The sequence below is a fragment of the Alcaligenes sp. GCM10023179 genome (assembly GCF_042653705.1).
In the GTDB taxonomy this organism is placed as follows: Bacteria; Pseudomonadota; Gammaproteobacteria; order Burkholderiales; family Burkholderiaceae_B; genus Alcaligenes; species Alcaligenes phenolicus.
Window position 1 is genome coordinate 888,507 of record NZ_JBHSIQ010000002.1, and the last position, 17,602, is coordinate 906,108.

Consider the following 17,602-nt stretch of genomic DNA (forward strand, 5'->3'; position numbering starts at 1 on the left):
GGTTTGATGACAAGCGAAAGGCCAACACAGAGATACAGCGGAAACGAGGTACAAGAGCATGACAGCGGCAGGGCAACAACATCGCGCCACAGCCTCATCGCTTCCTGCCTCTTGGCTCATAGCTGCATAGCGGTCAAGGATACACCCTGCTGTACCCGAAATGCTCCTACTGTTTCCGTCCGCACATGAGCCTGGAGAGTCTTAAATTTCGAGAGGATCGACCTCAATCGTAATGCGCACTTTATGCTGCTTGGCCAACTGCGCGACCTGTGGCCCCCAATAGCGCACAAAGGCTTGCAAGGCCGGACGATGGGCGCTTTCCAACAGCAACTGGGCGCGCTCGACTTTGGCAACGCGCAAAACACGTAAGGGCACGGGATCGTACAGGAAAACCTGATCCGCGCCCGGAAATTCATTCGGATATTCTTCAGGCAAACGACGTGCCTGGGTCAACAAGCGAATCGCATCTGCCAATTGCGGGGCTTCGGCAGACAGGAGCACCTGATAGGCAAAAGGCGGCAAGCCCACGGACTCGCGCTCGTTCAAGGCGCTTTGGGCAAAGCCTATGTAATCGTGCTTGATCAGACTTTGATAAACGGCCTGCTCCGGGTAACCCGTCTGGATGATGACATCCGCCCCTTCGGTATGGCGACCGGCCCGGCCTGCTACCTGCATCAGTTGAGCAAACAGACGCTCGGGCGCGCGGAAATCATGGGCGAACAATGTAGCATCGGCATTGAGCACACCGACGACGCTCAAGCGGGTGAAGTCATGACCTTTGGCCACCATCTGGGTGCCCACCATGATGTCCACTTCGCCCGCATGCACCTGCTCGAACAATTGCTGCGCGCTGCCCTTCAAGCGGGTGCTATCCGCGTCGATACGCACCAGGCGGGCATTGGGAAAACGCTCGCCCAGAAACTCTTCAATACGTTGAGTGCCACGCCCCATAGGCTGCAAGTCCTGATCGCCGCAATCCGGGCAAGCACGCGGCACGGGGGCCTGATAACCGCAATGGTGGCACTGCAAATTGTGCTTGAAGCCATTTTGCCGGTGCAGCACGGTGTACACCGTGCAACGCGGACATTGAGACAGCCAGCCGCAAGAGGCGCAATGCAGCACAGGCGCGTAGCCACGCCGATTAATGAAAACCAGCGATTGCTCGCCGCGCTCCAGACATGCTTCCAGCGCATCCAGCAGTTGGGGAGAAAAGCCCGACTCCAGGCGCAAATGGCGGGTATCGACCAGACGCACTCGGGGCAAGGAAACCTCTCGCGCACGCTTGGGCAGGCTCAACAGGCTATAGCGCCCTTGTCGAGCATGATTCCAGCTTTCCAGCGAAGGGGTGGCTGAACCCAATACCACCGGCACTTTCAGATCGTAGCCACGCCACACAGCCAGGTCCCGAGCAGAGTAACGCAAGCCATCTTGCTGCTTGTAAGAAGCGTCGTGCTCCTCGTCCACAATAATCAGGCCCAGCTCGGGCATGGGGGTAAAAATGGACAGCCGTGTTCCCAACAAAATGCGCGCCTGACCACTGTTGACGCGCAACCAGGAGCGCAGCCGTTCACCTTCGGACAGACCACTATGCAAGACAGCCAGCACATCGCCGGGCAAGACGCGCGCCAAACGAGCCCGCAAGACCTGCTCGAACTGAGGTGTCAGATTGATTTCGGGCACCATGAACAGGACTTGCCGACCAGCGGCCAGCACTTGTTCCAGCACCCGCATATAGACTTCGGTTTTCCCGCTACCCGTTACGCCATGCAGCAACATGCAGCTTCCGGGTTTGGCCGCCACAATGCCATCTACCGCAGCCTGCTGCTCGGCATTGAGCACGGGCAGGACGTCGCTGTCCACCGGCTCCACCTTCTTTTCCTTGCGCTTGGCCATGCGCAATACCGGCCCACCAGCGGAACGCTTGCCCAGATAGGCAGAGGGTTTGCGCAAAGGCCCTGGCAAGGACGGCATCATGACCTCGCCCAGCGGACGGTGGTAATAGGTAGACGCAAAGCGCGCCATCCGCAACCAGTCCTGCGGGAAAGGCGGCAAGTCATCCAGCAGCTGATCAATCGCCTTGACCTGCTCGGGCGGGTAGGAAGGTTGCTCCGGCAAAGCCACCACCACGCCTATCATCTGCCGCCGCCCAAAATGCACAATGACCCGCTGTCCGATCAGGACGGGTTCGTGGTGCTGATAATCAAACACCCCATCCAGGGGAACGTCCAAAGCCACATGCAGCCAGAAAGGTCCGGTGCTTGCCGATGCAGAAATAGCGTCAGGAGTGGCGGTCATGGATGGTGGTTCAAAAAAGGGCTGGCCTGGCTGAAAGCCTGATAAGTCAAGAGCTTAGCGACCTGTGGATAACTTTGGGGAAAATGACATGAACAAAAAATACAAAGAAGCAAGCACAGATACAATTTAATTTTCAATATCTCTGAAATAAGGATAAAACGCAGAGAAATCAACTAATTAAAACTGGGTATTGAAATTAAACCTTAAATATAAAGACCTCAAACCCAGCCCTGTCTGTGTGCATAACTTTGCGCACAAGCTGCGACAGCCCGTGCGCAAAGACTATCAAACGCTGTGGTATCGACGGCTGTAGGAATGCACTTCGTCGACCAGAATGCCCACGGCTTCCGGATCGGTGAAACGCGAAATACCGTGGCCGAAGTTGAACACGTGACCGCCCTGCCCCACAGGGCCAAAGTCATCAATAACACGACGGGCTTCACGACGGATGGCTTCTTCGCCACCGAACATGGTCATGGGGTCCAGATTGCCTTGCAAGGCCAGTTTGTCACCAATACGAGCGCGCGCACGGGAAAGGTTCACCGTCCAGTCCACACCCATGGCATCAGCGCCACAGCCAGCAATATCTTCCAGCCACATGCCGCCGCCCTTGGTAAAGACGATGACAGGGACGCGCTTGCCGTCATGCTCGCGAATCAAGCCATCCACCACTTTACGGGTGTAGGCCAGGGAGAATTCCTGGAACAGGGAGTCGGACAATACACCACCCCAGCTATCGAACAGCATCACAGCCTGTGCGCCGGCACGGATCTGATTGTTCAGGTAGTCGCAGGTGGTTTGGGCATTGATTTCCAGCATGCGGTGCATCAGGTCCGGACGCTGATACATCATGCTTTTCACCAGACGGTAGTCGTCCGAGCCCTGGCCTTCCACCATGTAGCAGGCAATGGTCCAGGGGCTGCCGGCAAAGCCGATCAGCGGTACTTTGCCGTCCAGTTCCTTGCGGATCAGCGAGACAGCATCAAACACGTATTGCAGCTTGGCCATGTCCGGCGCTTCCAGCGCCATGACGTCGGCTTCGTTGCGTACAGGACGGGCAAAACGCGGGCCTTCACCAGCGACGAAATCCAGACCCAGGCCCATGGCGTCTGGCACGGTCAGGATGTCCGAGAACAGAATGGCGGCATCCAGATCGAAACGACGCAGGGGCTGCAAGGTTACTTCGCACGCAAATTCGGGATTCTGAGCCAATTGCATGAAGGAGCCAGCCTGGGCACGGGTGGCATTGTATTCAGGCAAATAACGCCCGGCCTGACGCATCAGCCAGATGGGGGTGTACGGCACAGGTTCGCGCAACAGCGAGCGCAGGAAAACATCGTTTTTTAATTGAGGTAAAGACACGGCAATCCCTATTGAAAAATGCCTGTTAATTTTAACCATCGTGTTCGTCGTCTGGGTTTGACGCGGATCGAAAGCGTGCTGCATCGATATGGTGTTTGCGCATCAGTGCCCAGAAAGCACGCCGGTGCTTTTGCGCGGAGCGGGCCGCCATGGCGATATTGCCGCTATGGCGATCAAGGGCGGCGTGGATATAAGCCTGCTCGAAGCGGGCCACTATCCGTCCCTTGGCAACTTTGAAAGATTCCTGGCTGCTGGCGTAGCGCGAGGCTACCGCAGCGGCATAGGCTTCCAGCGTTGTCCCCTCCTGTTGCAAGATCGTTTGCGACAGGCGCTGCTCCGTTGGGCCGGGGTGCAGGACCAGATCCTGGTTTTCCTGCACCCTATAGTGTATCCGACCCGACAGCCCCGGTTCATTCAAAGCGTGGGAAGAGGTCTGTAAACGCTGACGATTGATGCGGGCGCGCAAATCGTCCAGGCATAAAGGCTCGCGCACGTAGTCTGCCAGACCCAGTTCCAGCAGGTCTGTCAGGGCCGCGGCCTTGATAGCACCCCGCAGCAAACCAAAGACCGGCACTGGCAAATGACCTTGGGCCACCGACAAGGCTCGACGCACGTGAATCAGGGTGGCCGCTTCGATGGGAATCAGACAGGCATCAAAACGCAGCAGCAAGGCCGATGCGCTGCGCAAAAACAAATACTCCTGATCGGGATGGGGCGGTGGTGGCGCCTGCAGAACATGCAGCTGCAAACGCTCGCAAGGCGGGATGATGGCCAGTAGATTCTGACCCCACGATGGCTGGGTGTGCAGCAACGCACAATCGAGGTGTAGACGCATAAGACTGTCCTTGAGAAGCCGGGCGAACCTCACCGGCCGCCCCATAATCATGAGCCTCTAGGATAGAAATCCGACCCGTCTGCGATAAGTCGGAGTTGCGTCTACGTAGCTGTACTTAATCGCCGCAAATACGGCTGCGACGCCATTCGCTGGGCGATACGCCATAGCGTCGCCGGAAGGCGTGGCTGAACACGGCCGCGTCGGAAAAGCCCATTTGCCAGGCCAGCTCACTGATCTGCCGACCAGGTTTGCCGTCCACCAACAATTGACAGGCGCGCTCCAGACGGGCGGCCATGATGTAGTCGGCAGGCGCTTGCCCGCACAGCTCGAACAGCTTGTAGAGATAACGGCGTGAAATGCGAAATTGCAGCGCCAGGGACTGGGCATTCAAACCGGTATCACCCAGATGATCCTGCACGTATTGCTGAATTTGCAGCAGCTGCCCGCGCCGCACTTCGTCCAGGGCGGACTCGGTCGTCACCGGGCGACCATCGGCCAGGCTCAGAGCCATCATGCGAATCACGGTCTGGGACAGTTCGCTCAAGGCCGAGGGCGACAAGTGCCCGCGCTCCTGCAAACCCAAACGCAGCATATCCATGGCAATTCGGGCCGGACCTGTCGTGGCGGAGAACGAGCGGGCCACCGCATCGCTTAGCCAGGGCAACCAAGGCAGCAAACGCTCTTCCTCGAACTGCAAGACCAGAAAATGGGATTGATCCTGCACGGCCACTTCGTAAGGGCGGGTGGTGTCATAAATGCCCCACTCCCCGGCGTGCAAGATGCCACTGCGATTATCCTGCTGAATCTGACTACTGCCACTGATCTGCAAGGTGACCTTGTACAGCGCCTGCTCGGATCGGCTGGCCAAGGCCTGGGTACGACGCACGCGCTGCGCGCTGGTACACAGTTCCATGACATCGACCGAACCCATGCGATCGGTGGCCGCCCGGTTGGAGAAACCACGGCGAGAATCCGGCTGAACTTCCAAGGGCACAAAGTACGCGCACACCACTTCCTGCCAAGCAGCCAGGCTCTTGAAAGAAGCAGAGGGAGTGCGCAATAACATAGACATTGCCTGAGTGCCCTTTCGGCCAACGCAATTGATCGGGGTAAGGGGCAGAATATGCCCCCTTTCTTATAGCCCTAAAAAATTCAAGCGTCTACGGTCGTTAACCCGCTGTATCAGCGATCCATGGAGCCGTACAGGTAGGGCGCAGGCTCCAGACCCATACTGTTCATCTTGACGGTTAGCTCCGTACGCGCCTTGAGTACATCATCAAAACGATGCCGGCGCGATGCCCCTACCTCGGCCGAGGTAAAGGGTCGGTAATCGGGTGTCATTTCTTCCGGGCTGAACTTGGCCACAATCCAGTTCAGCACACGAGCCAGATCGGCATTATCCAGTTGCGACTGCGAGGCACCGGGCACTCGAATCATATAGTCCCGTCCAGCTGGCAGGCGTGTAAACAAGCCAATGGACTGGTTGAAATTGGGGATGCCCCGATGCGTCAGGCCCTGGCCATCGTAGCGATGGCAACCTGCGCATTGCAGCATATAGTCTTTGAAAGCCTGCGAACTTTGCAGGTAATCGCCCGTTCCGGCCATCTCTTCTTGGGCATGGGCCCAAGGCGTAAACGCCAGGAGTACGGCGCCCAAACAGGCCAGGCGCAAAGATGTCCACACAGTGATGCCTCCTTAAGTGACCGAACGCCATCCTGGCCGCCCGGCACCTTGTTCAAACCCTGGGGCTGCCTATGCAGGAAAGAACTGGCGTCCCAAGGACCGTTCTTCCCGCATGACTGGCAGCCCGACGGGCCCTTTTTTAGTTTTTAGCCAAGCCAACCAGTACCGATGTCGTGCAATGGAAGGTGCTGTTCTCATTCGCCATGCACCAGTTCACGTCATTGTGCAGGAAGAACTCGTAACCAGGACGCTCACGGGTCTGCGTGTTGCACTGGCAGCGGCCGCAAGCGGTCTTGCCGCAGCAGTCGTGGTAGCTGATCAGGTAGTCCTTGCCATCATGCGGGTTGTGGCAAGTGCCAATCCACGAGATGGGCGAAGGCGTCGAGCCCGGAGGGCAGGTGGTGGTCGTGCCACCGCAGCAAGAGCACAGGAACCCGTCCACCGCACAATGACGCCAGTAGTCGCAGGAGTTCACTTCGTCTTCATTCGCCAGATCGGGATTCAGACTGATGTGATCGGCACCACTGCTGCTGCCACCACCACCGGCGGCGCGAGCCACCGGCAATACAGGCAACACAAAGGCCGAACCGACCATTAATTTGCCCACCGAGCGCAGCACGCTGCGACGCGAAGTCTTGTGGGCCACAGAACGGGAGAGGTTCTCCCCAAATTTATCCAGCCAACGCATTGACGTTCTCCTTTCGTGATACCTGCACTTGCTTCATGCCCGAGTCACCGGCCAAGTATTCTTGCGCCGAGGCCACGCCCAGGTCTTTGGCGGTAAACAGGCTTTCCAGCTGTTCACGCGAATTGACCAGACCCTTGCCGCGCACCACACCGTTCTCGTCGATCAGGACGGCGTAAGGCAGTTTGCTGATCTGAAAGCCCATGCCCAGCTGTGTGGACAGGACGTAAGGGAAGGCGTCCAGTTGTGCTTTCTGGTAGAAAGCCAGATGCTCGGGCATCTCGCCATCACTGGCCAGCACAATATCTACCCACTGACCTTCCGAGCCCTGAATGGACTTCAGAATCGGCAAGAGCTTCTTGCACACCGGGCAGGTAGGCGACATGAAGAAAATCAACTGGCTACGCGGGCCAGCCACGCCCACGGTAACGGCACGACCGCGCAGGTCCTGCAATTCCATGACGGGAGCGGCATCACCCACCTGCGGGCCTTTATCCATAGTCAGGGCGCCCATGGGGGCAACCCGTTCATACAACACGCCAATCTGGCGCGACAGGGCAAGTACAACCAGCACCAGGGCCAGTACGATTACCCATAAAATGACGTTGGAAATCATTAAAGCGGTCATTTAGGTCTCCTAAGAATTCTGCATTTTCTGGAATTTCAGATGGGATTCGATCAGCTGGTTGGCCGCATAGTACAGGCCCAGCAAGGCCAAGGTGGCACCAAAGAAGGTCAAACCGTCCACCCAGACCAGTTCACGGGCGCTGCTGATGGCCCAGTCACCGCTGGCCACGGCCAGCGCAGCCAGCAAGGCATTGCGAGCCACCAGCCACCAGGACAGACCACCGGAGGATTCCCCCAGCCCGGAGCAGCCGCAATCCACATCGCGGCGGCCACGCAGCAGGTTCATCACAATGCCACTGGTGGCGACCAGCAGGACGCACAGGGCCAGAACCGCCCCCAGCGAACGGCTGGCTGGCCACAGCAGCAAAGGCGCACTCAAGGCCTCGGCAGCGACAAACAGCACACTGAACGGTCGTAACAACACTTCCGGCAACAATCGATAACCGCCAACGGCTGCCTCGAACAGGCTGAAGTGACGCAGTTTATCCAGCGCCCCCAGTCCCATCAGCACGGCCAAGCAAGCCAGGCTGGCGTAGGTCAGGACCGGGTCCATATCAGACACCCCCAACTGGGTGGAACTGAACTTGCAAGGATGCTTCTGCGGCGCCTTCAATGGTGCGCAGCAACTTGGGTTCAGGCTGGCTGATGTCATAGACGTTCACATTGCCACCGTCCAGGGTCAGCATTAGATTGCGCTGCTGATCAATGGTCATGGACAAGGCATCACGCCCTGGAATGCGGGCTACACGCTGCTTGGTCTTGGTGTCCATGACCCAGATCTCGGCTGCGGGGAACTTGTGAGTGCCCTCTTTGCCATCGGGATGCATGAACACATACATGCGACCGCTGGCGCGATGCAGACCCACCAGGTTGTAGCCACCGGGCACCCAGTTCTTGGCCTTGTCCTGGTCGTTCAGCAAGGACCAGGGGCCATCTACCTTGACCTCGTCACCGCTGAAATCAGCACTGTAGACATTGCCGTAGTAGGACACGAAGTGAGCCTTGTCCTTGTCCAGGGCAGGAGCGATAAAGATCGGATCATCCTTCACGGAGAACATCTGCTTGCTGCGCGACTGGCTGGCAACTTTGCCATCCTCGCCCAGATTGATGGTCAACAGGCCACCATCGCCACAAATAGTCATGAAGCTGCGTGGGCGGTTGGGCTGGGGGATTACGCTCCAGCAACCGGCGGCAGCTGTGACGTCTTCCACATAATCACCCTTGGCCACGTCCACGATCCCGATCGAGGTCGCTGGCGAGGCGTTTTGCAGCACGATGAACTTGCCGTCCGTCGTCTGACGGAACAGACCGTCATAGTTCAGACCTTGCACACGCTTGGGTGGCAGGGAAATTTCCTTCTCGAAGGTCAGCTTGTCGGCATCCCACACTTCCACTACATCCGAGCGCTTTCCACGCGTAATGCGCTCGTGATAGGTGGTCATGGTGTAGATTTTCTTGCCGTCGTTGGACACCTGCACGTGGCCGTTGAAGGCGGTGGGTACCATGCCCAGGAACTTGCCGTTGGTGTAGTCATAAACGTGCACACGGCTTTCGGTCAGGTGCATGAACACCGAGTCCATGACATAGATACGGTTTTCCTGCGGGGCAGACACACTGTGACCACCTGTCAGGACTTCGCGCGGCTTGTCCTGGGCCTGCGCGCCACCGGCCAGTACCATCAGCCCCAACATGGCGGCGGCGGTCGTTAATTTAAATTTAGACTTCATTGGATGTCTCTCCTCATGGGCGTCCACGCTGTCAGAACGCATAGGCATAACGGAATTGCAGGCCGCGCATGCGCGGGCCATTCTCGACTTTCAAATCATGGATGTACTGCAATTGCACCTGGTGAGCGTCAGTCAACTGGTGGGTAATCTCGGCGGCCAACTGGTGGTTACGTGCACGCGTCGCCGTGGTCTGGCCATTGACCCGCTCACGGCCACCTGTCTCGTAGCGGTAGCGCATACCCACATAAGTCTTTTCAGTCAGGTTGGTTGAAACCAGGGCCATCAGGCGGATTGCCGTGTCTTTTTTCAGAGTCTGGCCGTAGTAGTTCTTGTTGTTGCCAAAGAACTCGAATTCCGCCACACCTTCAATAAAGGAAGACTCCCCAAAGCCTTTCACAATCGCAAAGTCCTGGATGGTGCTCCAGCGGTTCTTGCCGGAAGACACATCGGCCTGCGAGCCGTGGTAACGACCTGTAGGAGCCGTAATGAAAGGTTCCCACGCGAACCAGAAACGGTTCTCCGGATCGTTGTGCAGCCACACGGCCGCACCAGCAGTCACATCACCAATACCGGTCATGCGATCGCGGTCTTGCCCTGGAACATCCAGCGTGTTGCGAAAACCGGGCACGATCAGCTCGTACTGCACCGTCTTGCCGGCCAGTTCGCGAAAGTGCATCTGACGATAAATCATGCCTTGCACATTCAACTTGGGGCTGTCGCCAATTCGTGAACCCTGATCATAAAAACCGTGCGACTTCAGACCCATCATGTAGACGGCCAGGATATTGGTCCCTACCGGAGCAGGAATCCAGTCCCGCGCACTGGGGTCGCCCGCAAGGGCGGCACCGGCACTGACGCCGCTCAAGGCCAAGGCCAGAGCGGTCCGCTGCAAAATTGCATACATTATTGTTGTCTCCTCAAAGAGGCGCGAACGGTATCGTTATTGTGTTCGCGCCTTTATCCCTAGCTAGGCTGCCGGGTAGGCCATGCAGACCGATTTGGTCTCCAGGTAAGCCTCTACCGCAGCGCGCCCGTGCTCCCGACCCAGGCCGGACTGCTTGTAGCCACCAAAGGGCATGCTGGGGTCCAGCATGTTGTGGGTGTTGACCCACACAGTTCCGGCCTTGATACCAGCGGTCAAACGCTGGACGCGGGCCAGATCCTGACTCCAGACGCTGGCACCCAGGCCAAAGTCTGTATCGTTGGCCAACTGCAATGCCTGCGCCTCGGTGTCAAACGGGGTCGCGACCACCACGGGACCAAAGATTTCTTCACGCATGATGCGAGCATCAGGAGCCACATCGGCAAACACGGTGGGGCGTACAAAGTAGCCCTGCTCGGGGCGAGCACCCTCACCTGCCAACATGCGACCGCCTTGCTGGCGACCCACATCGATATAGTTCTGCACGCGCTGCTGATGACGGGCGGAAATCAGCGGAGCAATCTGGGTGGACTGCTCAAAGCCCGATCCCAGAGTCATGGAAGAAGCCAGATCGGCTACGCCCTGCACCACGCGCTCGTAAATGCCTTTTTGCACGAACAGACGCGAGCCGGCAGTACATACCTGGCCCTGGTTAAAGAAGATGGCGTTGGCCGCACCTTGAATGGCCATGTCCACATCGCAATCGTCCATGATGACCACGGGGGATTTGCCGCCCAGCTCCAGAGACATGCGCTTCATGTCATTGACGGCCTGATGACCGATCAACTTGCCCACTTCCGTGGAGCCGGTAAAGGAGATCTTGTTCACGCCAGGGTGAGCCGTCAAAGCCGCACCTGTGCTTTCGCCACGACCCGTGATCACGTTGATCACACCGGCGGGGAAACCAGCTTCCAGAGCCAGTTCGGCCAGACGAATGGCGGTCAGTGGAGTTTCTTCAGCAGGCTTCAGAACCACGGTACAACCGGCGGCCATGGCAGGCGCAATCTTCCACACCGCCATCAGCAGCGGGAAGTTCCAGGGCACGATGGCGCCCACCACACCAACCGGTTCCTGGCGGGTGTAAGCGTGGTATTTCACGCCGGGAGGAAAGCCGATGGAAGGCGAGAGCAATTCGCCATTCATCTTGGTGGCCCAGCCAGCCATGTAGCGCAGCCATTGTGCGCTGGCCGCCACTTCCAGGCCGTAGGAGAAGAACAGCAGCTTGCCGTTGTTCAGGGTTTCCAGACGAGCCAGCTCATCCGCGTGGGATTCAATCAAATCAGCCAAACGCAACAAGAGGCGCTCGCGCTGAGCGGGCAACATCTGAGCCCATTCGCCCTGCTCCAGAGCCTGGCGCGCAGCACGCACGGCCAGATCCACGCCTTGAGCACCGGCCTCGGGCTGGTGCGCAATCACTTGTCCCGTTGCGGGATCGTAGACGGGAATCGTGGGCCCTTGAGATTCAGTGACGGGTTTGCCGTCAATAATCATGTGTTCGCGAATCGCCTTGCGCTCGGCTTGTACGTCCTGCCCCATAGTCTGTCTCCACACGGAATAGTTGATTCTTAACGAATCCAGTATAGGGACGAGGACAAGCCCGGACTTGTGATTCTGTGCACGGAGGCTTGTTGATTTGGGTACGGAGTGAGCCCTGTCCTGCTTTAGAACAAATCCAGCTGGGCGGGCATGCTGGCCTGGATGTCGCCCGTGCCAGTCAAATGCACGCGGCGTTCAAAGTCCAGCAGGCTGGCTTTGCGATGCAAGCCGGAGCTAAAGCCGGTCAACATGCCATTGGCACCCTGCACGCGATGGCAGGGCACGATGATGCTGATGGGATTGAGGCCGCAGGCCTGGCCCACAGCACGGACCGCCTTGGGACGGCCCAGATGTTCGGCCATCTGGCCATAGGTCCAGGTCTGACCATAGGGAATAGTCAGCAAGGCCTGCCAGACCTGTTGCTGAAACTCTGTCCCTTGCAGGCTGAAAGGCAGATCAAACTGCTGCAGCTTGCCGGCAAAATACGCGTCCAGTTGAGTCTGCACGGGCTCGGCCAAAGCAGGTTCCGGGATCAGCCCGGCCAGTTGCTCGGGTGTCAGACCATGTACGGTCTCTTCCTCGAAGTCCAGACGCAGCAAGGCTCCTTGAGCGTCCACCAGCAGACGCATTGCCCCTAAAGGCGTATCAAAGCAGGCAGTACGCAGCCCGACATAGGCAAACATGGCAATCCCGATCCAAGGGCAGAATGTCTGATCATACTGCGCGACTCCAGCCACTTCAAAAACTCTGGCAGCACCCAGGCAGGCTAGAGGCCAGCTCCTGATCAAAGGCTTTTCAACCCAAAGCCGCCTGGCCGTAGCACCTCTCGTCCTTGTACCAACTCCTTATGCGCCTATAAAAGCGCCTGAGTGAGCAAGAAAACCTAAAAGAACAAGAGACTGAGACAACAACAATCACCGTGACAAGCGCATTGGCTCTGGCGTCAAAGACGCACGACAAGCTCCCGATTACGCACAACATTGTTTTGAGCGGGATATCCTGAGCAAGGTTCATGCTCCCATGAAGTGCCTGGCACTCAATAGTTAGTGCTTGGCTCCTATTTTTGCGTCCCCCCACACCCACCGCTAACTATTGAGAGCGACGATCCACACGCAAACCTCTCCCTCCTCAAGTCCCTCACACCGCGACAGCAACCCAAAGAGCCACATACCGCCAGACTCCAAAAGGAGGAAGGGCTCATATTGATAGTCATTGTGAGCCGGTCTGGGCCGGGGGCCGTCCTCTGGGCGATTCAGGCTTCTTGCCGCAGGCAGGCTTGCTATTCGGGGTACAAGCGCCCTGCTGTTTGAGCGAAATGCTTGTGCCTTGTCCGGGGGACAAGGCACTTTCGCGAGTTCAGGGCGCGCCCGAATAGCAAGCCTGACCAGGGCACCGGTGCGCAGCACCGGCAAGGAGCCAAGCCCGGAGGACGGCCCCCGGCCCAGACCGGCGTTTCCACGAAGCACTATCTAAACATGCAGGCTCTCTGCGCTCCTTGTCTCACAAACCTCCTGCTCTGCACACAAACAGCGCCACTCCCCAACGCTCAGGAAACTGAAGAAGAAGAAGAAGAAGAAGAAGAAGAAGAAGAAGCGCAAGCAAAAAAACCGGGTAAATAACGCCGGGGCCCCCCAGACGTTATTTACCCGGCAAATCCAACAAATGCAGCAGTTACTCAAGAACAGCAAGGTTTAAACGGTTTGCACACCCGTTGCCGACAAGTCCAGACCCACACGGCGCACCACAGCCTCAAACTCATCCCGGCTGATATGGTCCAGAGCCGTCGCCGGATCACGCGTCGCATCGCAGGCGATGATGCCACGGCGCATATAGGAATACTTGCGCAAGGCCAGTGCCACCAAAGGCTGAAACTCGTAACGGATCAGCGAACAATAACGGTCGAACACACGGGCGGCTTCCTCCTGCTCGCCCTGACGATGCAAGGCATAGACCTTGAGCAGAATTTCCGGGAAGGAGAAGCCGGTAACCACACCATCCGCGCCCCGTTGCAACTCCTCCAGAAAGTGCATGCCACCCAGGCCACTCAAGATAGGCAGGGCATCACCCGACAGACCCCGCACAGCGGTAATCTTCTGTCCAACGGGAGGGTCTTCGGAATTCAGAATGGACACACCCGCCTCTGCCTTCAAACGCACAGCCAAGGCCGGACTGATGCGGGCGGCGAACAGTTCCGGGAAGTCGTGAATGACCACCGGCAAACGAATAGCCTGCACAATCTGGCGGTAAAAGGACACCTGCATATCGTCATCCGCCCCCGCCAAGGGAGCGACAAAAATCGCATCGGCCCCCAGATCTTCAGCGCTGCGAGCCTGCTCCACCGCCGCTGCCGTTCCCATGGCCCGCACCCCCACCCAGACCGGCACCGCACCGCGCACTGCCGCCACGACGGTTTCAATGACACGCCGACGCTCAAAGGTACTGAGCTTGTGCAGTTCACCCATCACTCCCAAAATCGCCAAGCCGTGAATACCGGCTTCCAGCTGGAAATTCACCAGACTGACCAGGCTTTGCAAATCCAACTCACCACCCGGTTTGAAGGGAGTGGGGCAAATGGAAAAGACACCTTTATTTTTCATAATTACGCTTAGGCTCAACGTGGAATAACAAATGGCTTTTGCATACGCGAAATCATGCGTACCAAGGGCCAGAGAAGAATGAAGTAAATCAGCGCAGCGGCCACCAGAGGCGTCTGGCTATAGGTCTCGCCCTGCACGATCTGGGCCGAACGCAGCAGTTCAGGCAAGGCCACAGCCGAAGCAATCGAAGTCTGCTTGATGGCTTCCAGCGTGTTGCTGGCCAGATCCGGAATTACATTGCGCACACCTTGGGGCACAACCACATAGGCCATGGCCTGACGGGCGTTCAAGCCGGTCGAGCGCGCCGCCTCGTTCTGGCCGGGGGACACCGACTCCAGCCCGGCACGGAAAATCTCCGCGAAGTAACCACTGCTGTTCAAAACCAGCGCCAGCACCGTGGCGGAAAACTCATTCAAGGGCAGGCCCAGGAACGGCAGACCGTAGTAAATGAAGATCAGCAGCACCAAAGGCGGGAAGGCACGGAAAAAATCCACGTACAGCAGAATCAGGCGGTTCAGCCAGCGATGTTGCTGATAATGCAGGCAAGCGATCACCAGACCCAGCAAGGCAGCCAGCGGCACGATGATCACCGAGAGCTTGACGGTCAGCCACAAGCCCTGAAGCAGCAAGGGCCAACTGGCGGCAAGAATCTTCGGGTTCAGAAAAGTATCGATCAGTTCCATAGCGCGTCACTCCTACGACTTGATCGCATAGCGCCGTTCCAGCACCCTCGTCAGATGAACGAAGGGGAAGAAAATCAGGCAGAACAAAATGGCCCCGGCCGTAAAGGCGGTGGGGTTGGCGATGTTGGACTGGATATTGCTGGACACATTAAGGAGCTCAGGCACGGCAATCACCGAGCCCAAGGTGGTGCCTTTGGTAATCCCGATAGCGCGATTGGTCAGTGGTGGAATCGCCAGGCGCACGGCTTGCGGCAGGATGATGGCAAACAGAGTCTGACTGAAACCCATGCCGGTGGAGCGGCCCGCTTCCCACTGACCCGTGGGCACCGCAGCAATGCCAGACCAGAAGATTTCTTCAGCAAAGGCAGACAGCACCAGGCTCAAGGCCAGAACGGTGGCAGGAACGGGTTCAATCACAATCCCCAGGGACGGCAAAGCGAAGAACACCAGCACAATAATGACCAGCTGCGGAATCGCACGGAACACGTCCACATACAAGGTCATCAAGATATTGACGGGACGCCAGCCGTAGCAACGCAACACGGCCAGACCCAGGCCCAGGACAGTGCCCAGAACCACGGTCATCACGGCCATTTGCAGCGTGACCCAAAAGCCCTGCATGATCTCGGGCAAATAGGGGCTGATCAGCGTCCAGTTAAAGAAGTAATAAATTATCTGATCCATGGCCGGCCTCAGTTCATGCGGCTCAGAAAATCCTGAATACGCTTGTGACGCGGCTTACACAGAATTTCATCGGGACTGCCCTGGTCCAGAATCACGCCCTGGTCCATGAACACAATGCGGTCCCCTACTTCGCGGGCAAACTGCATTTCGTGCGTAACAATCACCATGGTCATGCCCGCATCGCGGGTGCGTTTCATCACGTTCAGCACTTCACCGACCAGCTCCGGGTCCAGACCCGAGGTAGGCTCGTCAAACAGCATGACTTTGGGCTCCAACGCCAGCGCGCGGGCAATGCCCACTCGCTGCTGCTGGCCGCCGGACAACTGGCTGGGATAGTGTCCGATACGCTGGGCCAGACCCACCTGTTCCAGATGATGGCGGGCCTGCTCTTCGGCCTGCGCCTTGGGCACTTTTTTCACCTTGCGCAGCGCCAGCATCACATTGCCTAGCGCCGTCATATGCGGGTACAGGTGTATGCCCTGAAACACCATGCCTATGTTCTGGCGCACCTGGTTCAGGTCGGTGCGCGGACAGGTCACATCACTGCCAGCCACCACAATCGTGCCGCTGGTCGGGGTTTCCAGACGGTTGATGCAGCGCAGACAGGTACTTTTGCCCGAGCCCGAGCCGCCAATCATCACGACAACTTCGCCGGTGTTGACGCTCAGGTCTATGCCTTTAAGAATTTCGGCCTGCCCAAACGATTTGCGCAAGCCCTGGATGCGGACAATTTCACTCATGGTCGCTCCTTGACCGCCTGCCAGTCGGGCAGGCGGGGACCGGCCCCTGCAGGGCCATATAGCTAGAGAAACAGCGCGAAGGCGCTTTTAAGGACGGGAGCAGTCAGGGGTGTGCTCGGTGGGCTCGTAGCCAGGGAAGTCGGGCACGCCATAGCCGGGGAAAATCACCGTCATGGCCGTACCAGCATTGGGTTCCGTACCAAACCACTTCACATGCAGCTTGGACAGGGAGCCGTCCTGCTTCATGCATTCCAGCACTTCATCCACGCGATTACGCAGGGCCGTGTCGTCCTTGCGGAAGGCAAAGGCGTAGTTAGCCTCGGTGGTCATGTCGTAGACCGGGGCCAGTGCGGGGGTCTGGGTGGCGATATAGCGTGCCAAAGGAGTCTCGGACATATTGGCAAAGGCGCGACCAATAGCTACGGCCTGCACAGCATCCGTGTTCTTGTTGAAGCGCTGGATCTTGTAGCCGTATTTTTCCTGATTGTCCTGCAACCAACGGTCCGAGAAGCTGCCGTTATTGACGGCAATGGTCTTGCCTTTCAGGTCTTCCAGCGCATTGACGGTCGCGCCCTTTTTAGCCAGAAAGCTCAGGCCGCCCGCCATATACGGCTCGGCAAACAGCATTTGCTCCGCACGTTCACGTGTGGTGTTGGTGGGAGCCGCCACCATGTCGTAACGACTGGAAAACAAGCCCGCAAAAATAGCGGAAAACGGGGTGTCGATGACCTCCGCCCCCTCGTAACCCATGCGTCGGGCCACTTCCTGGGTCAGATCATTGGAAAAGCCATCCAGCTTGCCATCGGTGCCGCGCATGAAAAACGGAACCAGGCCCACATCTGCAGCCACCTTGAACATCTTGCCCTGATTGGGGTTGACCGCATGAGCGGGCAGGCTCAAGGCCACGCCGGCAGCCAATGTGGCCAGCATCAAGCCAGCTTTGCTGCTGACACGTCCCCAGCGGGACAGGGTGTTTTTGCGGGATACAGCCGCAGCCAACGGGGCGATTGTGTATACGCCTTGCATAAGGTCTCCTTGCCATCCATTTTCTGTTTGTAGTGCTTTAATTCTAGGATTGGCAAAACCTTGATGTCATATGCTTTTTTATTAACCCTTCATAACACAGGGTTAAGCAAATACCCGTACCCCTTATACGCGGCGCAATACGCGAACACGCACATTTCCCGACAGTCGCCCTTGATAAGGGTAAGTCCCCCCCTGGAGAG

Annotated in this window: 18 protein-coding genes; 1 reads left to right on the forward strand and 17 read right to left on the reverse strand. The window is 57.8% G+C overall.

The window, feature by feature from the left end:
- Window positions 1-201: 201 nt before the first annotated feature.
- The 12 genes from ACFPDR_RS13430 to ACFPDR_RS13485 all read right to left on the reverse strand — a co-directional run bounded on the left by ACFPDR_RS13430 (window position 202) and on the right by ACFPDR_RS13485 (window position 12,355).
- A complete protein-coding gene (locus ACFPDR_RS13430; protein ID WP_060186150.1) occupies window positions 202-2,295 on the reverse strand; it encodes a primosomal protein N' in 2,094 nt (697 codons plus the stop codon).
- Between the two features lie 285 nt (window positions 2,296-2,580).
- Complete coding sequence (hemE, locus tag ACFPDR_RS13435) at window positions 2,581-3,657, reverse strand: uroporphyrinogen decarboxylase (RefSeq protein ID WP_376911234.1); 1,077 nt, start codon at window positions 3,655-3,657, stop codon at window positions 2,581-2,583.
- Between the two features lie 31 nt (window positions 3,658-3,688).
- Complete coding sequence (locus ACFPDR_RS13440; protein ID WP_321291303.1) at window positions 3,689-4,492, reverse strand: hypothetical protein; 804 nt, start codon at window positions 4,490-4,492, stop codon at window positions 3,689-3,691.
- 115 nt (window positions 4,493-4,607) lie between these two features.
- Complete coding sequence (locus ACFPDR_RS13445) at window positions 4,608-5,564, reverse strand: helix-turn-helix domain-containing protein (RefSeq protein ID WP_230940616.1); 957 nt, start codon at window positions 5,562-5,564, stop codon at window positions 4,608-4,610.
- Window positions 5,565-5,674: 110 nt separating this feature from the next.
- Window positions 5,675-6,175, reverse strand: a complete 501-nt coding sequence (locus ACFPDR_RS13450) for a hypothetical protein (RefSeq protein WP_021447058.1) — start codon at window positions 6,173-6,175, stop codon at window positions 5,675-5,677.
- Between the two features lie 139 nt (window positions 6,176-6,314).
- Complete coding sequence (locus tag ACFPDR_RS13455; RefSeq protein ID WP_137430807.1) at window positions 6,315-6,863, reverse strand: methylamine dehydrogenase light chain; 549 nt, start codon at window positions 6,861-6,863, stop codon at window positions 6,315-6,317.
- On the reverse strand, window positions 6,847-7,488 hold the full coding sequence (mauD, locus tag ACFPDR_RS13460) for a methylamine dehydrogenase accessory protein MauD (protein ID WP_009462707.1): 642 nt from the start codon (window positions 7,486-7,488) through the stop codon (window positions 6,847-6,849). The genes ACFPDR_RS13455 and mauD overlap by 17 nt, the downstream gene beginning before the upstream one ends.
- 9 nt (window positions 7,489-7,497) lie before the next feature.
- A complete protein-coding gene (locus ACFPDR_RS13465) occupies window positions 7,498-8,040 on the reverse strand; it encodes a MauE/DoxX family redox-associated membrane protein (protein ID WP_009462709.1) in 543 nt (180 codons plus the stop codon).
- 1 nt (window position 8,041) lies between these two features.
- Window positions 8,042-9,214: an amine dehydrogenase large subunit gene (locus ACFPDR_RS13470; protein ID WP_083054306.1), complete on the reverse strand. Its 1,173-nt coding sequence runs from the start codon at window positions 9,212-9,214 to the stop codon at window positions 8,042-8,044.
- A gap of 31 nt (window positions 9,215-9,245) precedes the next feature.
- Window positions 9,246-10,118, reverse strand: coding sequence for a transporter (locus ACFPDR_RS13475; protein WP_051316325.1), 873 nt, complete (start codon window positions 10,116-10,118; stop codon window positions 9,246-9,248).
- Window positions 10,119-10,181: 63 nt separating this feature from the next.
- The gene (locus ACFPDR_RS13480; RefSeq protein WP_021447061.1) at window positions 10,182-11,672 is read right to left on the reverse strand and encodes an aldehyde dehydrogenase family protein; all 1,491 of its coding nucleotides are present in this window, start codon (window positions 11,670-11,672) and stop codon (window positions 10,182-10,184) included.
- Window positions 11,673-11,797: 125 nt separating this feature from the next.
- Window positions 11,798-12,355 (reverse strand): methylated-DNA--[protein]-cysteine S-methyltransferase, encoded by a 558-nt coding sequence (locus ACFPDR_RS13485; protein WP_009462720.1) that lies wholly within the window; start codon window positions 12,353-12,355, stop codon window positions 11,798-11,800.
- Window positions 12,356-13,147: 792 nt separating this feature from the next.
- Between ACFPDR_RS13485 and ACFPDR_RS13490 the strand changes: the two genes are divergently transcribed.
- On the forward strand, window positions 13,148-13,291 hold the full coding sequence (locus ACFPDR_RS13490) for a hypothetical protein (RefSeq protein WP_376911235.1): 144 nt from the start codon (window positions 13,148-13,150) through the stop codon (window positions 13,289-13,291).
- A 72-nt stretch (window positions 13,292-13,363) separates the two neighbouring features.
- Here ACFPDR_RS13490 and ACFPDR_RS13495 read toward each other — a convergent pair whose 3' ends face one another.
- The 5 genes from ACFPDR_RS13495 to ACFPDR_RS13515 form a co-directional block, all read right to left on the reverse strand.
- Complete coding sequence (locus ACFPDR_RS13495) at window positions 13,364-14,269, reverse strand: dihydrodipicolinate synthase family protein (RefSeq protein WP_021447062.1); 906 nt, start codon at window positions 14,267-14,269, stop codon at window positions 13,364-13,366.
- A gap of 14 nt (window positions 14,270-14,283) precedes the next feature.
- Complete coding sequence (locus tag ACFPDR_RS13500) at window positions 14,284-14,952, reverse strand: amino acid ABC transporter permease (RefSeq protein ID WP_009462726.1); 669 nt, start codon at window positions 14,950-14,952, stop codon at window positions 14,284-14,286.
- 12 nt (window positions 14,953-14,964) lie between these two features.
- Complete coding sequence (locus ACFPDR_RS13505; protein WP_060186146.1) at window positions 14,965-15,636, reverse strand: amino acid ABC transporter permease; 672 nt, start codon at window positions 15,634-15,636, stop codon at window positions 14,965-14,967.
- A gap of 8 nt (window positions 15,637-15,644) precedes the next feature.
- Window positions 15,645-16,376: an amino acid ABC transporter ATP-binding protein gene (locus ACFPDR_RS13510; protein WP_060186145.1), complete on the reverse strand. Its 732-nt coding sequence runs from the start codon at window positions 16,374-16,376 to the stop codon at window positions 15,645-15,647.
- Between the two features lie 87 nt (window positions 16,377-16,463).
- Complete coding sequence (locus tag ACFPDR_RS13515) at window positions 16,464-17,402, reverse strand: substrate-binding periplasmic protein (RefSeq protein ID WP_026484057.1); 939 nt, start codon at window positions 17,400-17,402, stop codon at window positions 16,464-16,466.
- Window positions 17,403-17,602 lie beyond the last annotated feature (200 nt).

Bases quoted from the DNA above. Each gene is read 5' to 3' on its own strand.
- ACFPDR_RS13430 (WP_060186150.1), bottom strand. From the start codon at position 2,295: ATGACCGCCACTCCTGACGCTATTTCTGCATCGGCAAGCACCGGACCT.
- ACFPDR_RS13440 (WP_321291303.1), bottom strand. From the start codon at position 4,492: ATGCGTCTACACCTCGATTGTGCGTTGCTGCACACCCAGCCATCGTGG.
- ACFPDR_RS13445 (WP_230940616.1), bottom strand. From the start codon at position 5,564: ATGTCTATGTTATTGCGCACTCCCTCTGCTTCTTTCAAGAGCCTGGCT.
- ACFPDR_RS13455 (WP_137430807.1), bottom strand. From the start codon at position 6,863: ATGCGTTGGCTGGATAAATTTGGGGAGAACCTCTCCCGTTCTGTGGCC.
- mauD (WP_009462707.1), bottom strand. From the start codon at position 7,488: ATGACCGCTTTAATGATTTCCAACGTCATTTTATGGGTAATCGTACTG.
- ACFPDR_RS13465 (WP_009462709.1), bottom strand. From the start codon at position 8,040: ATGGACCCGGTCCTGACCTACGCCAGCCTGGCTTGCTTGGCCGTGCTG.
- ACFPDR_RS13470 (WP_083054306.1), bottom strand. From the start codon at position 9,214: ATGAAGTCTAAATTTAAATTAACGACCGCCGCCGCCATGTTGGGGCTG.
- ACFPDR_RS13475 (WP_051316325.1), bottom strand. From the start codon at position 10,118: ATGTATGCAATTTTGCAGCGGACCGCTCTGGCCTTGGCCTTGAGCGGC.
- ACFPDR_RS13480 (WP_021447061.1), bottom strand. From the start codon at position 11,672: ATGGGGCAGGACGTACAAGCCGAGCGCAAGGCGATTCGCGAACACATG.
- ACFPDR_RS13485 (WP_009462720.1), bottom strand. From the start codon at position 12,355: ATGTTTGCCTATGTCGGGCTGCGTACTGCCTGCTTTGATACGCCTTTA.
- ACFPDR_RS13490 (WP_376911235.1), top strand. From the start codon at position 13,148: ATGCAGGCTCTCTGCGCTCCTTGTCTCACAAACCTCCTGCTCTGCACA.
- ACFPDR_RS13495 (WP_021447062.1), bottom strand. From the start codon at position 14,269: ATGAAAAATAAAGGTGTCTTTTCCATTTGCCCCACTCCCTTCAAACCG.
- ACFPDR_RS13500 (WP_009462726.1), bottom strand. From the start codon at position 14,952: ATGGAACTGATCGATACTTTTCTGAACCCGAAGATTCTTGCCGCCAGT.
- ACFPDR_RS13505 (WP_060186146.1), bottom strand. From the start codon at position 15,636: ATGGATCAGATAATTTATTACTTCTTTAACTGGACGCTGATCAGCCCC.
- ACFPDR_RS13510 (WP_060186145.1), bottom strand. From the start codon at position 16,376: ATGAGTGAAATTGTCCGCATCCAGGGCTTGCGCAAATCGTTTGGGCAG.
- ACFPDR_RS13515 (WP_026484057.1), bottom strand. From the start codon at position 17,402: ATGCAAGGCGTATACACAATCGCCCCGTTGGCTGCGGCTGTATCCCGC.